The following is a 16,516-nucleotide window of genomic DNA, read 5'->3' as shown; positions in this document are numbered from 1 at the left end:
CGCGCTGCTGTCTGTAGAGCGGAGCTTGTGGCAATCCCATCTTGGGGACTCCGCTGCCTTCCGGTCAGATCTTCGGGAAAGCCCCAGCGGAGCGAGCTCCGCTTTACAGGAGAGCGGCGGCTTCGGGCTTGGCCGCGGCCATCGACGGGAATGCATCGCGCAGGGTCTGCACCGTGCCGCAATAGCTGGGGTCGTAGCCGGGCAGCTGGCCCATCGCGTGCTGGAAGTCGTCGCTGCGCAGCAGCTCCAGGAACGGTTGCAGCTGGCCGCTGAGCAGGACCGGTTCCTGACACAGGAAGAAGTAGTGCTCGGTGATCATCGGCACGAAGTCCAGGCCATAGCGGCGCGCCGGTGGTTCCAGCGCAAGCCCGACGTCTGCCAGCCCGCTGGCGACGTAGGCAGCAACCGCGGCATGGGTGAGCTCTTCCACGTCGCAGCCATGGATCGCCGAGAGCGGCAGGCCTTCGCGGGCCAGCATGCATTCCAGCAACAGGCGCGTGCCCGAACCAGGCTGGCGATGGATGAAGCGCACGTCGTCGCGCAGCAGGTCACTCAGCACGCGCAGCCGTTTGGGATTGCCCGGAGCGACCACCAGTCCCTGCCGGCGCATGGCCAGGTGGATCACGCGGTCGTTCCTGTCGTCCAGCCGGTCCTGGTAGTGGCGCAGCAGCTCGCCTTCCAGTCCGCCGATGGGCAGGTGCAGGCCGGCCAGGTCGCAGGCCCCGGCGCGCAGGGCGGTGAGGGCGTCATCCGGGCTGCGGTACTTCAGGTCCAGCGGCCGTTCCAGCGTGGCCATGGTCTTGCGCAGGGTTTCCACGCCAAAGCCGTGCGAGGCGTGCAGGCGCAGCGGCGCGGCTTCGGTGGCCTGTACGCGGGCCAGCTCGGCTTCCAGCTCGGTGGCCAGGCTGTCGAGCATCGGCGACAGGCGCGCGGCAATGCGGCTGTCGGCCCAGACCAGGCGTTCGCCCAGGGGCGTGAGCCTGGCGCCGCGTCCGCGGGTGGAGTGCAGCAGCGGCATCCCGAACAGCGCGTGGGCCTGGCGCAGGATGCCCCAGGCATAGCGATAGGACAGGTTGGCCTGGCGACTGGCCGCGGCCAGCGAACCGGTCTCATGCACGGCCAGCAGAAGATCGATCAGGCGTGGCGGCAGTTCGCGGCCATCGACGGACTGCAGGGTCCACTGCGGCCGGATATCGACCTTGTACATGCGCTGGCTCCCGTGGCGGGTGGTGCGGGGCAGCACGCCCGACCCACCGGTGCTATCGGTTCTGGAGAGCCGATTATTCGACCATCGGCGCAGCTTGAAACGCCGCAATGCGGCAATCGGCAGGACTAAACTCCGACGTACCCCACGCGTCTTATGTCATCGGGAACATATGCAGGGTTCCGATGGCGCCTGATCGCCAGCCACTACCTCGGGAGGGTTCATGGCCAGCACACCAGACGTCGTTTCAGGTTCCGGCATCGTCGCGCCTGGACGACTGTCGCGCGAACGCATCGTCGCCAGGCCTGGCTTCAGCCGTTGGCTGGTCCCGCCAGCGGCCCTGGCCATCCACCTGAGCATCGGCATGGCCTACGGCTTCAGCGTGTTCTGGCTGCCGCTGTCCAAGGCCATTGGTGTTTCCGCGCCGGTGGCGTGCCCGGCCGACATGAGTGCGCTGTCGCAGCTGTTCACCACCACCTGCGACTGGCAGGTGAAGATGCTGGGCTGGATGTTCACGCTGTTCTTCGTGCTGCTGGGCTGCTCGGCGGCGCTGTGGGGCGGCTGGCTGGAACGTGCAGGTCCACGCAAGGCTGGCGTGGTCGCGGCCGTGTGCTGGGGCGGTGGCCTGCTGATTTCGGCGCTGGGCGTGTATGCGCACCAGCTGTGGTTGATGTGGCTGGGCTCGGGCGTGATCGGCGGTATTGGCCTGGGCCTGGGGTACATCTCGCCGGTATCGACCCTGATCAAGTGGTTCCCGGACAAGCGCGGCATGGCCACCGGCATGGCGATCATGGGGTTCGGCGGCGGGGCGATGATCGGTTCGCCACTGGCCGACCTGCTGATGAAGCATTTCGCCAGCGCGACCTCGGTCGGGGTGTGGCAGACCTTCCTGGTGATGGGGTTGCTGTATTTCGTGGCGATGATGTGCGGCGCGCTGGGATACCGGGTACCGCCGGCCGGCTGGCAGCCCGCTGGCTGGACACCGCCGGCCTCCAGCGCCAACACGATGATCACCACGGCCCAGGTGCATCTGCAGCAGGCCTGGCGCACGCCACAGTTCTGGTTGATCTGGGCGGTGCTGTGCCTGAACGTGACCGCCGGCATTGGCGTGATCGGCATGGCTTCGCCGATGCTGCAGGAAGTGTTCGGCGGGCGCCTGATCGGCGTGGATGCCGGTTTCCGTGACCTGGACGAAGCCCAGCTCAAGAGCCTGGCGACCATCGCCGCGGCCTTCACCGGGCTGTTGAGCCTGTTCAACATCGCAGGCCGGTTCGTCTGGGCCTCGCTGTCGGACAAGATCGGCCGCAAGGTCACCTATGCGGTGTTCTTCGTGCTGGGCATGGTGCTTTACGCCGCCGCGCCGCACCTGGGCACGACCGGCAGCGTGGCGCTGTTCGTGCTGGGCTTCGGCATCATCCTGTCGATGTACGGCGGCGGTTTTTCCACCGTGCCGGCGTACCTGGCCGACATGTTCGGCACGCGCATGGTCGGTGCGATCCACGGCCGCCTGCTCACGGCATGGGCGGCGGCGGGCATCTTTGGCCCGCTGATCGTCAATTACCTGCGCGACTGGCAGCTGGGTCGCGGCCTGCCGCCGGCCCGCGTGTACGACCAGACCATGTACATCCTGGCCGGCCTGCTGTTGCTGGGGTTCCTGTGCAACCTGGCGATCCGCCCGGTCAATCCGAAGTACCACATGACCGAGGCACAACTACGCGAGACCGAACCGCCCGCGGCGGCCATCGTGACCGCGGGTGGCGCACCGGTCGCGGTGGCGGGCGGGCAGGGTGCGCTGGTGGCGATTTCCTGGATCGCCGTCGGCGTGCCGCTGCTGTGGGGCGTATGGATGACGCTGCAGAAGGCGTTCGTGTTGTTCCACTAGCGCCGCGAACACGGAGACCAGACCCATGGGCAAGCGCTCTAGGCATATTGAATCGGTCACTGAAGTCGTCCCGGTACTGGACGCCGGGCAGGTCGCACCGGTGGAGGCCGCCATCGCCGAACACCGCATGCGTCCCGGCGCGCTGTTGCCGATCCTGCACGCGGTGCAGGACGCCTTGGGCCATGTGCCCGAAGGTGCGGTGGCGCCGATTGCCGCCGCACTCAACATGACCCGTGCCGACGTGCATGGCGTGCTCAGCTTCTATCACCACTTCCGCAGTGCGCCGCCGGGGCGGCACGTGCTGCAGCTGTGCCGGGCCGAGGCCTGCCAGTCGATGGGCGCGCGCGGGCTGGAATCGCATGCGCGCACGCGGTTGGGTTTGTCGGCGACGGCGCACCACACCGACGATGGGCAGTTCACGGTCGAACCGGTGTATTGCCTGGGCAACTGCGCGCTCTCGCCGGCCATGTTGCTGGACGGGCAGCTGCACGGCCGGATCACGCCAGCGCGATTCGATGCGCTGGTCCATGCCTGCGCGCACGGCGTGGAGCACGCAGCATGAGCGCCGTGACGGTCTACGTGCCGGGGGATGCGGCCGCCGTGTCGGTTGGCGCCGATGCGGTCGCAGCGGCTGTCGTCCGCGAAGCAGACGCGCGCGGCGTGGAGGTGCGCGTGGTGCGCAACGGCTCGCGCGGCCTGCTGTGGCTGGAGCCGCTGGTGGAAGTGGCAACGCCGTCTGGTCGCATCGCGTATGCGCCGGTCGCAGCGGAGGATGTGGTCGCGCTGTTCGATGCCGGCTGGCTTGAAGGTGGCGAACACGCGCTGCGCCTGGGCGACATCACCCAACACGCTTACTTCAAAGATCAACAGCGTGTGTCGTTCGCGCGCGTCGGCGTGATCGATCCGCTCGATGTCGAGGACTACGCCGCGCACGGCGGCTGGCGTGGATTGCAGCAGGCATTGGCAATGGCGCCGCATCAGATCGTGCAAGCCGTGACCGATGCCGGCCTGCGTGGACGCGGTGGCGCGGCGTTCCCGACCGGGATCAAGTGGAAGACGGTGCACGACACCACCGCGCCGCAGAAATACATCGTCTGCAATGCCGACGAAGGCGACTCGGGCACGTTCTCCGACCGGATGCTGATGGAAGGCGACCCGCTGTGCCTGGTCGAAGGCATGGCGATTGCTGGCCTGGCGGTCGGCGCCACCCAGGGCTACATCTACCTGCGTAGCGAATATCCGCATGCCTGGCGCGCGTTGAATGCAGCGATCGCCAATGCCTACGCCGGCGGCTGGCTGGGGGCGGACATCGCCGGCTCCGGCAAGCGCTTCGACCTGGAAGTGCGGCTGGGTGCCGGTGCCTACATCTGCGGCGAGGAAACCGCGCTGCTGGAAAGCCTGGAAGGCAGGCGCGGCATGGTCCGTTTCAAGCCGCCGCTGCCGGCGATCCAGGGCCTGTTCGGCAAGCCGACCGTGATCAACAACGTGATCACGTTCTCCGCGGTGCCGGCGATCCTTGCAGATGGCGCGCAGGCGTACCAGGCGCATGGCACCGGGCGTTCGCGCGGCACGCTACCGCTGCAGCTCACCGGCAATATCGCGCGCGGTGGCCTGGTCGAACTCCCCTTCGGCAGCACGTTGCGCACGCTGCTGTACGACTACGGCGGCGGTTCGGCCAGTGGCCGGCCGATCCGTGCGGTGCAGGTCGGCGGGCCGCTGGGTGCGTACCTGCCCGAATCCCTGTTCGATACGCCGCTGGATTACGAAGCCTTCGCAAGGGTCGGCGGCATGATCGGCCACGGTGGCATCGTGGTGTTCGACGACAGCGTGGACATGCTGCAGCAGGCGCGCTACGCGATGGAATTCTGCGCGGTCGAATCCTGCGGCAAGTGCACCCCGTGCCGGATCGGTTCGACCCGCGGCGTGGAAGTCATCGATCGGTTCGCCACCCACGGCGCGGTGCAGGAAGCGCTGCTGCGCGACCTGTGCGACACCATGCTGCATGGCTCGCTGTGCGCGCTGGGCGGCATGACTCCATTCCCGGTGCTCAGCGCACTGGATCATTTCCCTGAAGATTTCGATCGCGTCCGGCAGCCCAGCGCTGCCTAGGAGGGCGTCATGCGTTCCATCGCAGAAACCGATCTTGGTACCCCGAATCCGCAGCTGATCCAACTGCAGCCGCTGAAGAAGGTCAGCGTGTCCATCGACGGCGCGTGGATCGATGTGCCCGAAGGCACCTCGGTCATGCGTGCCGCTGCGTTGATGGGCACGAAGATTCCGAAACTGTGTGCTTCCGACGCGCTGGACGCGTTCGGTTCCTGCCGGCTGTGCCTGGTCGAGATCGAAGGGCGCAAGGGTTACCCGGCCTCGTGCACCACGCCGGTCAGCGAAGGCATGGTCGTGCGCACGCAGTCGCAGAAGCTGGGCCAGATCCGGCGCGGGGTGATGGAGCTGTACATCTCCGACCATCCGCTGGACTGCCTGACGTGCCCGGCCAACGGCCACTGCGAACTGCAGGACATGGCTGGCGCGGTCGGCCTGCGCGAGGTGCGCTACGGCTACGAGGGTGCGAACCACGTCAAGCCGGTCAGCCAGGATGGTCACGTCAATCCGCTGTTCGTCGGCAAGGACGGCTCCAACCCGTATTTCAGCTTCGATCCATCCAAGTGCATCGTCTGCTCGCGCTGCGTGCGCGCCTGCAGCGAAGTGCAAGGTACGTTCGCGCTGACCATCCAGGGACGTGGCTTCGACTCGAAGGTATCGGCCGGGCAGGACCAGGCCTTCCTGGAATCCGAATGCGTGAGCTGCGGCGCCTGCGTGCAGGCCTGCCCGACCGCGACGCTGTCTGAGAAATCGCTGATCACGCGAGGCCAGGCCGACCATAGCGTGGTGACGACCTGCGCCTATTGCGGCGTGGGCTGCTCGTTCCGTGCCGAGATGCAGGGCGACCAGCTGGTACGCATGGTCCCGAACGCCGATGGCCATGCCAATCACGGCCATTCCTGCGTCAAGGGCCGTTTCGCCCTGGGCTATGCGACGCATCCGGACCGCATCACCACGCCGATGATCCGCGCGAAGATCACCGATCCGTGGAAGGTCGTGAGCTGGGAAGAAGCCATCGCCCACACCGCCAGCGAGTTCAAGCGGCTGCAGGCGACCTACGGCAGGTTCTCCATCGGCGGCATCACCTCCTCGCGCTGCAGCAACGAGGAAACCTACCTGGTGCAGAAGCTGGTGCGTGCGGGTTTCGGCAACAACAATGTCGATACCTGCGCGCGGGTCTGCCATTCGCCGACCGGCTACGGGCTGAAGCAGACGTTGGGCGAATCGGCCGGCACCCAGGACTTCGATTCGGTGCAGTTCGCCGACGTGATCCTGGTGATGGGTGCCAATCCGACCGACGGCCATCCGGTGTTCGCCTCGCAGATGAAGCGTCGCCTGCGCCAGGGCGCCAAGCTGATCGTGATCGATCCGCGCCGGATCGACCTGGTCAAGACGCCGCATGGCGCCGCCGATGTGCACCTGAAGCTGCGCCCAGGCACCAACGTGGCCATGCTCAACGCGCTGGCGCATGTGATCGTGACCGAAGGGCTGGCCGACGAGGACTTCATCGCACAGCGCTGCGAGGCCGAGGCGTTCGCCAAGTGGCGTGCCTACGTGGCCGATGCCTCGCGTTCGCCGGAAGTGCTGGAGGCTGATACTGGCGTCGATCCCGCGCTGGTGCGCCGCGCCGCGCGCCTGTATGCGGGCGCCGGCAATGCCGCGATCTATTACGGCCTGGGCGTGACCGAACACGCGCAGGGTTCGACCGCGGTGATGGGAATTGCGAACCTGGCCATGGCCACCGGCAACATCGGTCGGCCGGGCGTGGGCGTCAATCCATTGCGCGGCCAGAACAACGTGCAGGGCTCGTGCGACATGGGCTCGTTCCCGCACGAGTTCCCCGGCTATCGCCATGTCAGCGACGCAGCCGTGCGCAGCCTGTTCGAAGCCGAATGGAAGGTGTCGCTGCACGACGAGCCAGGCCTGCGCATTCCCAACATGTTCGAAGCGGCGCTGGATGGCGAGTTCAAGGGCCTGTACATCGAAGGCGAGGACATCGGCCAGTCCGACCCCAATACCCAGCACGTCACCGCGGCGCTGGGCGCGATGGAATGCGTGGTGGTGCAGGACCTGTTCCTCAACGAAACCGCCAAGTTCGCCCACGTGTTCCTGCCGGGCAGTTCCTTCATGGAGAAGGACGGCACCTTCACCAATGCCGAGCGCCGCATCTCGCGCGTGCGCAGGATCATGGCGCCCAAGGCCGGCTACGCCGACTGGGAGATCACCCAGCTGCTGGCCAACGCGATGGGCTACCCGATGGCCTATACCCATCCGGCGCAGATCATGGACGAGATCGCCCGGCTGACGCCCACCTTCACCGGCGTCAGCTACGACCTGCTGGAGGAAAAGGGCAGCATCCAGTGGCCGTGCAATGCCGAACACCCGGAAGGCACGCCGACCATGCACGTGGATCAGTTCGTGCGCGGCAAGGGCAAGTTCATGCTGACCCCGTACGTGCCAACGCGGGAGAAGGTCAACGTGCGTTTCCCGCTGCTGCTGACCACCGGGCGCATCCTGAGCCAGTACAACGTCGGCGCGCAGACCCGGCGCACGGCCAATTCCACCTGGCACGACGAAGACCGGCTGGAGCTGCATCCGCACGACGCCGAGGAGCGCGGCATCGCCGCCGATGACTGGGTGGGCGTGCAGAGCCGGGCCGGCGACACCGTGCTGCGCGCGCGCATCACCGACCGGGTGCAGCCGGGCGTGGTTTACACCACCTTCCATTTCCCTGGTTCGGGCGCGAATGTGATCACCACGGATAATTCGGACTGGGCCACCAATTGCCCGGAATACAAGGTCACCGCGGTGCAGGTCACGCGGGTGAGCCAGCCCTCGGAGTGGCAGCAGCGTCACAAAGCCTTCGACACCTTGCAGGAGCAGCTGCTGCCTGCGGCAGACTAGGGCGATGAGCGAACACGAAGTCCCTGTTCCGACCGAAGACGCCGGCAGCGTCGTGCGCAGCGTGGCCCGCCACCGCGGCGCGCGGGCACTGCAGCTGGACGACAACATCGCCGAAGAGGTGCCGGTGGCCTTCGTCTACAACGATGCACCGTTCGCGGTGATGATGGCCACGCCGGCCGATCTGGAAGATTTCGCGCAGGGGTTCGCCTTGAGCGAAGGGATCGTCGAGCGCATCGACGACGCGCAGGTGATATCGGTCGAACACCTGCTGGAAGGCGTGGAAGTACGGGTGGGCATTCCCGCCGATCGCGAACAGATCCTGCAAAGCCGCCGTCGCAGCATGAGCGGCCGCAGTGGTTGCGGCGTCTGCGGCAGCGAGCTGCTCGAAGCTGCGTTGCGCTCGCCTGCGCCGGTGGGCGAGGGGATCGCAGTGACGACGACCGCCCTGCAGCGTGCCCTGCGCGAGCTGCGCAGCCAGCAGCCGCTCAACGCCCGCACCGGCGCAACCCACGCGGCGGGCTGGGCGCTGGCCGATGGCCGCATCGTACTGGTGCGTGAGGACGTGGGCCGCCACAACGCACTGGACAAGCTGATCGGCGCGATGCATCGCGCGGGGTTCGATCCACAGTCGGGCTTCCTGGTGGTGACCAGCCGTGCCAGCTACGAGATGGCGATGAAGGCGGCCAGCGCCGGTATCGCGTTCATGGCCGCGATTTCCGCACCGACCGCACTGGCCCTGTCGCTGGCGCAGCGCACCGGCTTGACCCTGCTGGGGTTTGCCCGTGACGACGGCCAAGCGGTCTACACCCATCCCCGGCGCCTGATCGGGCAGGAGACCTGCACATGAGCAGCGATGGCAGCGAGCGCATTGCACGGTTGGTGGAGATGGCCAACGACATCGCGGCGTACTTCGAAGCCGAGTCCGACCAGGCGGTCGGCGTGGAAGGCGTCCGCCAGCACCTGGTGCGGTTCTGGGAGCCCGGCATGCGCCGCAAGCTGCTGCGCTACGTGCGCGATGGCGGCGGGGGACTCAAACCGCTGGCCCACGCGGCGGTGGAAGCGCTGGATGCTTGAGTGGTTGAGAGGCAACTGCCCGCCGACTGCCGCCGCCGCCATGGGCGCGTGGCGATGCCTTCGCTACGGCGTTCGATGGCCTCTCGGCCTCTGAGCGCCACGCGCACCTGCGGGCAACAGTCACGGCTGCAACCAATGCCGCCGTAACAGGGCAAACGTGACAGAATCCGCCCGCTTCGTTACCGGAACAAATCCTGAAGATGTCCTCCACCGCCGCCGTCCCCGCCAACAAGCCGTCCCGCGTCCTGCTGGCCAGCTTGATGGGCACCACCATCGAGTTCTTCGATTTCTACATCTACGCCACCGCCGCGGTGCTGGTGTTCCCGCACCTGTTCTTCTCGCCGGACAATCCGGTGGCCGCGCAGCTGGCTTCGCTTGCGACCTTCGCAGTGGCCTTCGTCGCGCGCCCGGTGGGTTCGGCGCTGTTCGGCCATTTCGGCGACCGCATCGGCCGCAAGGCCACGCTGGTGGCGGCGCTGCTGACGATGGGCATCTCGACGGTGGTGATCGGCCTGCTGCCGACCTACCACAGCATCGGCATCCTGGCTCCGCTGCTGCTGACCCTGTGCCGCTTCGGCCAGGGCATCGGCCTGGGCGGTGAGTGGGGCGGCGCGGTGCTGCTGGCGACCGAAAACGCGCCTCCTGGCAAGCGCGGCTGGTACGGCATGTTCCCGCAGCTGGGCGCGCCGCTGGGTTTCCTGCTGTCGGCCTCGACCTTCCTGGCCATGGGCGCGGCGCTGACCCCGGAGCAGTTCCTGGCCTGGGGCTGGCGCGTGCCGTTCATCGCGTCGGCGCTGCTGGTCATCGTTGGCCTGTGGGTGCGCCTGAGCATCAACGAGACCCCGGACTTCCAGAAAGCCATCGAGCGCAACGAACGCCTGCGCCTGCCGTTCCGCACGGTGTTCTCCCAGCACCTGGGGCCGCTGGTGCTGGGCACGTTGGGCGCGCTGGCGACCTTCGTCCTGTTCTACCTGATGACCGTGTTCGCGCTGGGCTACGGCACCGGTGCATTGGGTTACAGCAAGCAGGAGTTCCTGTTGATGCAGATGGTGGGCATGCTGTTCTTTGCTGCGGGCATCCCGCTGTCGGCCAAGTTCGGCGACCGCCGCACCGCGCGCGGCGCGATGCTGGTGGCCAGCATCGGCATCGTGATCTTCGGTCTGCTGTTCCCGGTCCTGTTCCAGAGCGGGCATCCGGCCCTGGTGATCGCCTTCCTGTGCATCGGCCTGTTCGTGATGGGCTGGACCTACGGCCCGGTCGGCACGCTGCTGTCGGAGGTCTACCCGACCGAAGTGCGCTACACCGGCTCGTCGCTGTCGTTCAACCTGGCCAGCGTGCTGGGTGCGGCGCCGGCGCCGTACGTGGCCAAGATGTTGGCCGATGCCTATGGCGTGCGGTCGGTCGGTTTCTACCTGAGCGCGGCCGGCGTGATCACGATCCTGGCCCTGCTGGCGATCCGTCGCCACGACAGCGTCAGGCGCTGATCGCACACGTTCCGCCGGAGGTCGCGCCTGCTCAGCCGAACAGGCGCGACAGGGTCCGGTTGAGCCAGCTGCCGTGCTGGTGGGTGCGGGAGAAGGCGTCCAGGTGGCGCCGCACGGTCTGGCTGTAGGCCTTGTCGTCGTTGCGGATATGGTTGAAGAGCCAGCGCGAGAGCAGGGTCTTGAGCTCATCGGCGATATCTTCGCCAGCGTCGAAGCGCAGCCGGTACTCGGAGACGCGCTTGATGAAGACCTCGTGCACCCGACGGTGCGCGGCGGTGAAGGGGTAGCCGGCTTCTTCCAGCAGCTCTTCCTCGAAAGCGAAATGCGACAACGTGTAGTCGACCAGTTCGGCGATGACCTCGCCGACGCCATCGCGCGAGCCACGCTGCTGGGCGGCGTGCAGTTGGTTGATCATCTCGACGATGCGTCGGTGCTGGGCATCGATCACGTCGATGCCGGTGTCCAGGTCGTCCTGCCAGATCAGCAAGCCCATGGGATGTGCTCCTGCGCCGGAACCGCCGGCGTGGCGCGCACTCTATTCAGGCCGTGCTGTTGCCGCCTTGATCGGAATCAATGAAGGTCGCGGCTTTGCACCGCAAGCGCATGCGCTGCACGAAGCCGCTACCACAGCGCATCGCGCAGCTTGTACCAGCTCATCGCCGCGACCAGCAGCGGCGTGCGCATCGCCTGGCCGCCGGGGAAGGGCGCGTGGCGGATCTTCCCGAACAGGTCCAGCCGCTGCGCCTGGCCGGCGATGGCTTCGGCGATGAGCTTGCCTGCAAGTCCGGTCGCGACCACGCCGTGGCCGGAGAAGCCCTGGGCGAAATACAGGTTCGGCTGCAGCCGGCCCCAGTGCGGCGCGCGGTTGAGCGAGATGTCGACGAAGCCGCCCCAGACATACTCCAGCGGTACGCCCTGCAACTGCGGAAACACGCCGGTCACGCGCTTGCGCATGATCGCGTGCAGGTCGCCGGGATCGCGTCCTGAATAGCTGGCGCGGCCGCCGAACAGCAGTCGGTGGTCATGGCTGAGCCGGTAGTAGTCCAGCGCCCAGGCGGTGTCGGCCACGGCCATGTCGTTGCCGATCAACGCCTGCGCGCCGGCTTCGCCCAGCGGCGCGGTCGCGGCGATATAGGTGCCGACCGGCATGATCCGCGATTCCAGTTCCGGCGCGATCCCGTGCAGCAACGCGTTGCCGGCGAGCACTGCGAAATCGCAATGCACTTCGCCCTGCGCGGTCTTGAACACGGGGCGCGCGCCGCGCACCAGCGAGGTCACGGCGGAATGTTCGTAAACCTGCACGCCCGCTTCGATGGCGGCGCGGCCAAGGCCCAGCGCGTAGGCCAGCGGGTGGATGTGGCCGCTGACCGGGTCGTAGAGCGCGCCCAGATAGCGGTCGCTGGCCAGCGTGCCGCGCAGGCGTTCGCGGTCCCACCATTCCACCGGATGGTCATAGCGCGTGTTGAAGTGCTCGACCATCGCCTGCACATCGCGCTGCTGGCGGGCCTTCAGTGGGACGGTGGCGTGGCCCGGCCGCCAATGCGCGTCGATGCCGTGGCGGGCGATGCGTGCGTGCATCCAGTCCAGGCCTTCGCGTGACAGGTCGAACATGCGTCGCGCATCGTCGATGCCGACCAGCGATTCCAGTTTCTCCTCGCCACAGCCGAAACCGACGATGGCCTGGCCGCCGTTGCGGCCGGAAGCGCCCCAGCCAATGCGTTCGGCTTCCAGCACCACCACGCGATAGCCGGCTTCGGCCAGCTCCAGCGCAGTGGCCAGGCCGGTATAGCCGGCGCCGAGGATGCAGACATCGCAGTCGATCCGGCCGGCCAGCGTCGGCTGCGCGGGCAGGGGCGTAGCGCTGGCGGCGTACCAGCTGGGTGGGTAGGCAGCGTTCGCGGCGTCAGACCGCACGCAGGTACCAGGCGTATTCCAGGTCGGTCACCTGGGTTTCGAAGCTGCGCAGTTCCTTGAGCTTCTGCTGGCCGTAGATATGGCGGAAGCGTTCGCCAAACTGGCTGGCGATGAAGTCGCTGGTCAGGAAATCGTCGATCGACTGGCGCCAGTACGGGCTGCGGTTTTCGGTCTGCTCGTAGGCGTTGCCGATGATCGGCGGGCCCGGATCGAACTGGTTTTCCAGCCCGTGCAGCATGCCGGCCAGCACGGCGGCGCAGGCCAGGTAGACGTTGGCATCGGCACCGGCGATGCGGTGTTCGATCCGGGTGTTCTTCGCATCGCTGTGCGGGATGCGCATGGCCACGGTGCGGTTGTTGAAGCCCCAGGTGTCGCCCAGCGGCACGAACGCGTTCAGCACATAGCGCCGATAGCTGTTGGCATGCGGGGCGAACAGCAGCATGGTGTCGCGCGCACTGCGCTGCAGGCCGCCGATGGCATGCTTCAAGGTGTCGGCCGGTGCGGCCTCGGTGCCGGCGAAGATGTTGTTGCCGTCGCGGTCCAGCACGCTGACATGCACATGCAGGCCGCTGCCGGCCTGTTCGACATGCGGCTTGGCCATGAAGCTGGCCTGCAGGCATTGTCTGCTGCGCCACGGCCTTGATGGTGCGCTTGAGCAGCAGCGCCTCGTCGCAGGCGCGCACCGCGTCGGCGCGATGCTTGAGGTTGATCTCGAACTGGCCTGGCGCGTACTCGGCCACGGCGGTATCGGCGGGAATCTCCTGCGCGCGGCATGCCGTGGACACCGCATCGATGAAGCCGCGGTTGTCGTCCAGGTCTTCCATGTAATAGACCTGGGTGGAATCGTTGCGCGCGCCGGTGTTCGGGTTGACCGCCGTCTGCGGACGGCCATCGCTGCCGGGCAGGCGGTCGAACAGGTAGAACTCCAGCTCGATCGCCACCACCGGGGTCAGGCCCTTGTCGGCGAAGCGTTGCACCACCCGGCGCAGCACTTCACGCGGATTGGCCTCGAACACACCGCCGGCGCCGTCTTCCATCGCCAGCAGCAGTTGCGCCATCGGCCGCGGCGACCACGGCACCGGGCGCAGTGAACCGGGCACCGGCCGGCAGATGCGGTCCTCGTCGCCGATGTCGTAACCCAGTCCGGTTTCCTCGACTGTGTTGCCGGTGATGTCGGTGGCGATCAGCGACATCGGCAGGCAGACGCCGTCGCTGTAGATCTTGTCCAGCGCGTCGCGGGTGATGCGCTTGCCACGCAGCAGGCCGTTCATGTCCGGCAGCAGCAGGTCGATGGCTTCCAGGTCGGGCAGGGCGGCCAGGGTGGCCGCGTCGCGGGCGCGCAGGGCGTCGTCTGAGGCGTCGGAAAAGGCGGTCATGGCGGCCTCGGCAGCGGTTCGGGCCAGCTTATCAGGGCCCGGTGCTGTCAAGAATACTCAACATGCGAAAATTTCCGGGGCCAAAAAAGGCCATCCGGGCCAGTAAATGGTCGGGGAACGGGCCGGTGTGTTGTAAAAATAAAACGGCCACGCTACTTTGCGGTGAAGCCCCCGCGAGCCGAGTCACGCATGGCCAAGCCGCCGCTGATCGGAGTTCCCACCGACCGCAAGCAGATCGGGTTGCACCCGTTCCTGGCCGTCGGCGAGAAGTACGTGCGCGCGGTGGTCGATGGCGCCGGCGGGGTGCCGCTGCTCTGGCCGACGCTGGTCCCGGCGCTGGATCCGGCATTGTTGCTGGACACCGTGGACGGCCTGCTGCTGACCGGCGCGGTCAGCAATATCGAACCGCACCACTATTCCGACGAACCCAGCTGGTGCGGCAACCTGCACGATCCCGCACGCGACGGCACCACGCTGCCGCTGGTGCGCGCGGCCCTGGCGGCGGGCGTGCCGGTGCTGGCGATCTGCCGCGGCTTCCAGGAGGTCAACGTCGCGCTGGGCGGCGCGCTGCACCAGAAGGTGCACGAGGTGCCTGGCTTGATGGACCACCGCGAGGACAAGGACGCCCCACTGGACGTGCAATACGGTCCAGCCCACGCTGTGACCCTGGCGCCCGGCGGCCTGCTGGCTGCGTTCGGCGGCACGCAGCAGCAGGTCAACTCATTGCACGGGCAGGGCGTCAAACGCCTGGCCGATGAACTCATCGTTGAAGCCACCGCGCCGGACGGCCTGATCGAAGCCTTCCGTCATGCCGGCGGCACCTTCCTGCTGGGCGTGCAGTGGCACCCCGAGTGGAAGGTCACGCAGAACGCGTTCTACGCCGGCATCTTCCGCGCGTTCGGCGATGCCTGCCGCGCCCGTGCCCGCCTTCACCAGGAATCCGTCTTCGCATGAGCCGCCGCCTGACCCAGAAATCCACCCCGATCGAACAGCCCGAGAACTCCCTGCGGCGCTGGCTGAAGGAGCGCCGGATCACCGAGGTCGAATGCCTGGTGCCGGACATCACCGGCATCGCCCGCGGCAAGATCATCCCGGCCGACAAGTTCAGCCACGACTACGGCACGCGCCTGCCCGAAGGCATCTTCGCCACCACCATCACCGGCGATTATCCGGACGATTATTACGAGCTGACCAGCCCATCCGATTCGGACATGTTCCTGCGGCCGGACCCGGCGACCGTGCGCATGGTGCCGTGGGCCGCCGACCCGACCGCGCAGGTGATCCACGATTGCTGGACCAAGGACGGTGAGCCGCATGACCTGGCACCGCGCAACGTGCTGCGCCGCGTGCTGAAGGCCTATGAGGACGCCGGCCTGCAGCCGGTGGTCGCACCGGAGCTTGAATTCTTCCTGGTGCAGAAGAACACCGACCCGGATTTCCCGCTGCTGCCGCCGGCCGGTCGTTCGGGTCGCCCGGAAACCGCGCGCCAGTCGTATTCCATCGACGCGGTCAACGAATTCGACCCGATCCTGGACCTGATGTACGACTACTGCGATGCGATGGAACTGGACGTGGACACGTTGATCCACGAATCAGGTGCCGCGCAGCTGGAAGTCAACTTCACCCATGCCGATGCGCTGAGCCGCGCCGACCAGGTGTTCCTGTTCAAGCGGACCATGCGCGAGGCCGCGCTGCGCCATGGGATCTACGCCACGTTCCTGGCCAAGCCGATGGAGAACGAGCCTGGCAGCGCCATGCACATCCACCAGAGCGTGCTGGACCGCAAGACCGGCAAGAACGTGTTCGCTGGCAAGGAGGAAGGCAAGGAGAGCAAGACCTTCCTGCACTACATCGGCGGCCTGCAGAAGTACGCGCCGCTGACCATGGCGTTCTTCGCGCCGAACGTGAATTCCTACCGGCGCCTGGCGATCGGCCAGGTCGCGCCGATCAACGTGCAGTGGGGCTACGACAACCGCACCTGCGGCCTGCGCGTACCCAAGGACACGCTGGACAACACGCGCGTGGAAAGCCGTTTCGCCGGTTCCGATGCCAATCCTTACCTGGCCATGGCCGCGACCCTGGCCTGCGGCCTGCTGGGCATCCAGGGCAAGCTCGCCCCGACCAAGCCGCTGGCGACCAGCGCGCAGGACAAGGGTTTCGAGCTGCCGCGCTCGCTGGGCGAGGCGCTGGACGAACTGGAGGGCTGCAAGCCGCTGCAGGACCTGCTGGGTCCGCGCTTCGTGCGCGCCTACATCTCGGTCAAGCGCAAGGAATACGAGACGTTCTTCCGGGTGATCAGCTCGTGGGAACGCGAGTTTCTTTTGTTGAATGTCTGAGGTGTCCGCCCGCGTCGTTGTTCCCGGAAGTGCAAGGCCAGGGCTTTCGCACCGCTTCGCGGCGCGAGCCACTTTTGTCTTGGCAAAAGTAGCCAAAACCGCAGGCGCCGACGCAGGCCGATGCTGCGCATCGGTGCCCTGCGCTCCTCGGCGAAGCGGGCACGGCGCCCAAACTCGCTTCGCTCAGACAAGGGCGCCTCTTCGGCCCGCTTCACCTGCGGTGCTCGGCTTGCTTTAAG

General features: G+C 67.1%; 12 protein-coding genes and 1 pseudogene. 9 read left to right on the top strand and 4 right to left on the bottom strand.

Features of this window, described 5'->3' with window-relative positions:
• Nucleotides 1-103: 103 nt before the first annotated feature.
• Nucleotides 104-1,243, bottom strand: coding sequence for a substrate-binding domain-containing protein (locus tag O8I58_RS04575; RefSeq protein ID WP_298321062.1), 1,140 nt, complete (start codon nt 1,241-1,243; stop codon nt 104-106).
• 184 nt (nt 1,244-1,427) lie between these two features.
• Here O8I58_RS04575 and O8I58_RS04570 point away from each other — a divergent pair, with 184 nt between their 5' ends.
• The 7 genes from O8I58_RS04570 (at nt 1,428) to O8I58_RS04540 (ending at nt 10,651) form a co-directional block, all read left to right on the top strand.
• On the top strand, nt 1,428-3,086 hold the full coding sequence (locus tag O8I58_RS04570) for an OFA family MFS transporter (RefSeq protein ID WP_298321061.1): 1,659 nt from the start codon (nt 1,428-1,430) through the stop codon (nt 3,084-3,086).
• 25 nt (nt 3,087-3,111) lie between these two features.
• Nucleotides 3,112-3,648 (top strand): formate dehydrogenase subunit gamma, encoded by a 537-nt coding sequence (locus tag O8I58_RS04565; RefSeq protein WP_298321060.1) that lies wholly within the window; start codon nt 3,112-3,114, stop codon nt 3,646-3,648.
• Nucleotides 3,645-5,195, top strand: coding sequence for a formate dehydrogenase beta subunit (locus O8I58_RS04560; RefSeq protein WP_298321059.1), 1,551 nt, complete (start codon nt 3,645-3,647; stop codon nt 5,193-5,195). The genes O8I58_RS04565 and O8I58_RS04560 overlap by 4 nt, the downstream gene beginning before the upstream one ends.
• 9 nt (nt 5,196-5,204) lie before the next feature.
• Nucleotides 5,205-8,093 (top strand): formate dehydrogenase subunit alpha, encoded by a 2,889-nt coding sequence (gene fdhF / locus O8I58_RS04555; protein ID WP_298321058.1) that lies wholly within the window; start codon nt 5,205-5,207, stop codon nt 8,091-8,093.
• 4 nt (nt 8,094-8,097) lie between these two features.
• Nucleotides 8,098-8,940, top strand: a complete 843-nt coding sequence (fdhD, locus tag O8I58_RS04550; RefSeq protein ID WP_298321056.1) for a formate dehydrogenase accessory sulfurtransferase FdhD — start codon at nt 8,098-8,100, stop codon at nt 8,938-8,940.
• Nucleotides 8,937-9,167 (top strand): formate dehydrogenase subunit delta, encoded by a 231-nt coding sequence (locus O8I58_RS04545; RefSeq protein WP_298321054.1) that lies wholly within the window; start codon nt 8,937-8,939, stop codon nt 9,165-9,167. Before fdhD ends, O8I58_RS04545 begins: the two co-directional genes overlap by 4 nt.
• A 200-nt stretch (nt 9,168-9,367) precedes the next feature.
• Complete coding sequence (locus tag O8I58_RS04540) at nt 9,368-10,651, top strand: MFS transporter (protein WP_298321052.1); 1,284 nt, start codon at nt 9,368-9,370, stop codon at nt 10,649-10,651.
• Nucleotides 10,652-10,682: 31 nt separating this feature from the next.
• On the opposite strand, the gene O8I58_RS04535 is transcribed toward O8I58_RS04540, so the two are convergent.
• From O8I58_RS04535 to O8I58_RS04525, 3 genes and pseudogenes are all read right to left on the bottom strand, one after another.
• Complete coding sequence (locus O8I58_RS04535) at nt 10,683-11,144, bottom strand: bacteriohemerythrin (protein ID WP_298321050.1); 462 nt, start codon at nt 11,142-11,144, stop codon at nt 10,683-10,685.
• A 128-nt stretch (nt 11,145-11,272) separates the two neighbouring features.
• Nucleotides 11,273-12,565 carry an NAD(P)/FAD-dependent oxidoreductase gene (locus O8I58_RS04530; RefSeq protein WP_298321048.1) on the bottom strand — a complete coding sequence of 431 codons (1,293 nt, stop codon included), beginning with the start codon at nt 12,563-12,565 and terminating at the stop codon, nt 11,273-11,275.
• Nucleotides 12,555-13,941 (bottom strand): annotated as a pseudogene (locus O8I58_RS04525) (glutamine synthetase family protein). The gene O8I58_RS04530 and the pseudogene O8I58_RS04525 overlap by 11 nt, the downstream one beginning before the upstream one ends.
• A gap of 189 nt (nt 13,942-14,130) precedes the next feature.
• Here O8I58_RS04525 and O8I58_RS04520 point away from each other — a divergent pair.
• Nucleotides 14,131-14,895, top strand: a complete 765-nt coding sequence (locus tag O8I58_RS04520) for a gamma-glutamyl-gamma-aminobutyrate hydrolase family protein (protein WP_298321046.1) — start codon at nt 14,131-14,133, stop codon at nt 14,893-14,895.
• Nucleotides 14,892-16,277 carry a glutamine synthetase family protein gene (locus O8I58_RS04515; protein WP_298321044.1) on the top strand — a complete coding sequence of 462 codons (1,386 nt, stop codon included), beginning with the start codon at nt 14,892-14,894 and terminating at the stop codon, nt 16,275-16,277. The genes O8I58_RS04520 and O8I58_RS04515 overlap by 4 nt, the downstream gene beginning before the upstream one ends.
• Nucleotides 16,278-16,516: the final 239 nt, after the last annotated feature.

It is taken from the genome of Pseudoxanthomonas sp., assembly GCF_027498035.1.
GTDB lineage: Bacteria > Pseudomonadota > Gammaproteobacteria > Xanthomonadales > Xanthomonadaceae > Pseudoxanthomonas_A.
Note: the sequence above shows the minus strand (reverse complement) of the source record. Positions and strands in the feature narration are given on the sequence as shown.

What these genes read in the sequence shown, in the direction of transcription:
- O8I58_RS04540 (WP_298321052.1), top strand. Translation starts at nt 9,368, where the DNA reads ATGTCCTCCACCGCCGCCGTCCCCGCCAACAAGCCGTCCCGCGTCCTG.
- O8I58_RS04515 (WP_298321044.1), top strand. Translation starts at nt 14,892, where the DNA reads ATGAGCCGCCGCCTGACCCAGAAATCCACCCCGATCGAACAGCCCGAG.
- fdhD (WP_298321056.1), top strand. Translation starts at nt 8,098, where the DNA reads ATGAGCGAACACGAAGTCCCTGTTCCGACCGAAGACGCCGGCAGCGTC.
- O8I58_RS04565 (WP_298321060.1), top strand. Translation starts at nt 3,112, where the DNA reads ATGGGCAAGCGCTCTAGGCATATTGAATCGGTCACTGAAGTCGTCCCG.
- O8I58_RS04535 (WP_298321050.1), bottom strand. Translation starts at nt 11,144, where the DNA reads ATGGGCTTGCTGATCTGGCAGGACGACCTGGACACCGGCATCGACGTG.
- O8I58_RS04560 (WP_298321059.1), top strand. Translation starts at nt 3,645, where the DNA reads ATGAGCGCCGTGACGGTCTACGTGCCGGGGGATGCGGCCGCCGTGTCG.
- O8I58_RS04570 (WP_298321061.1), top strand. Translation starts at nt 1,428, where the DNA reads ATGGCCAGCACACCAGACGTCGTTTCAGGTTCCGGCATCGTCGCGCCT.
- fdhF (WP_298321058.1), top strand. Translation starts at nt 5,205, where the DNA reads ATGCGTTCCATCGCAGAAACCGATCTTGGTACCCCGAATCCGCAGCTG.
- O8I58_RS04545 (WP_298321054.1), top strand. Translation starts at nt 8,937, where the DNA reads ATGAGCAGCGATGGCAGCGAGCGCATTGCACGGTTGGTGGAGATGGCC.
- O8I58_RS04520 (WP_298321046.1), top strand. Translation starts at nt 14,131, where the DNA reads ATGGCCAAGCCGCCGCTGATCGGAGTTCCCACCGACCGCAAGCAGATC.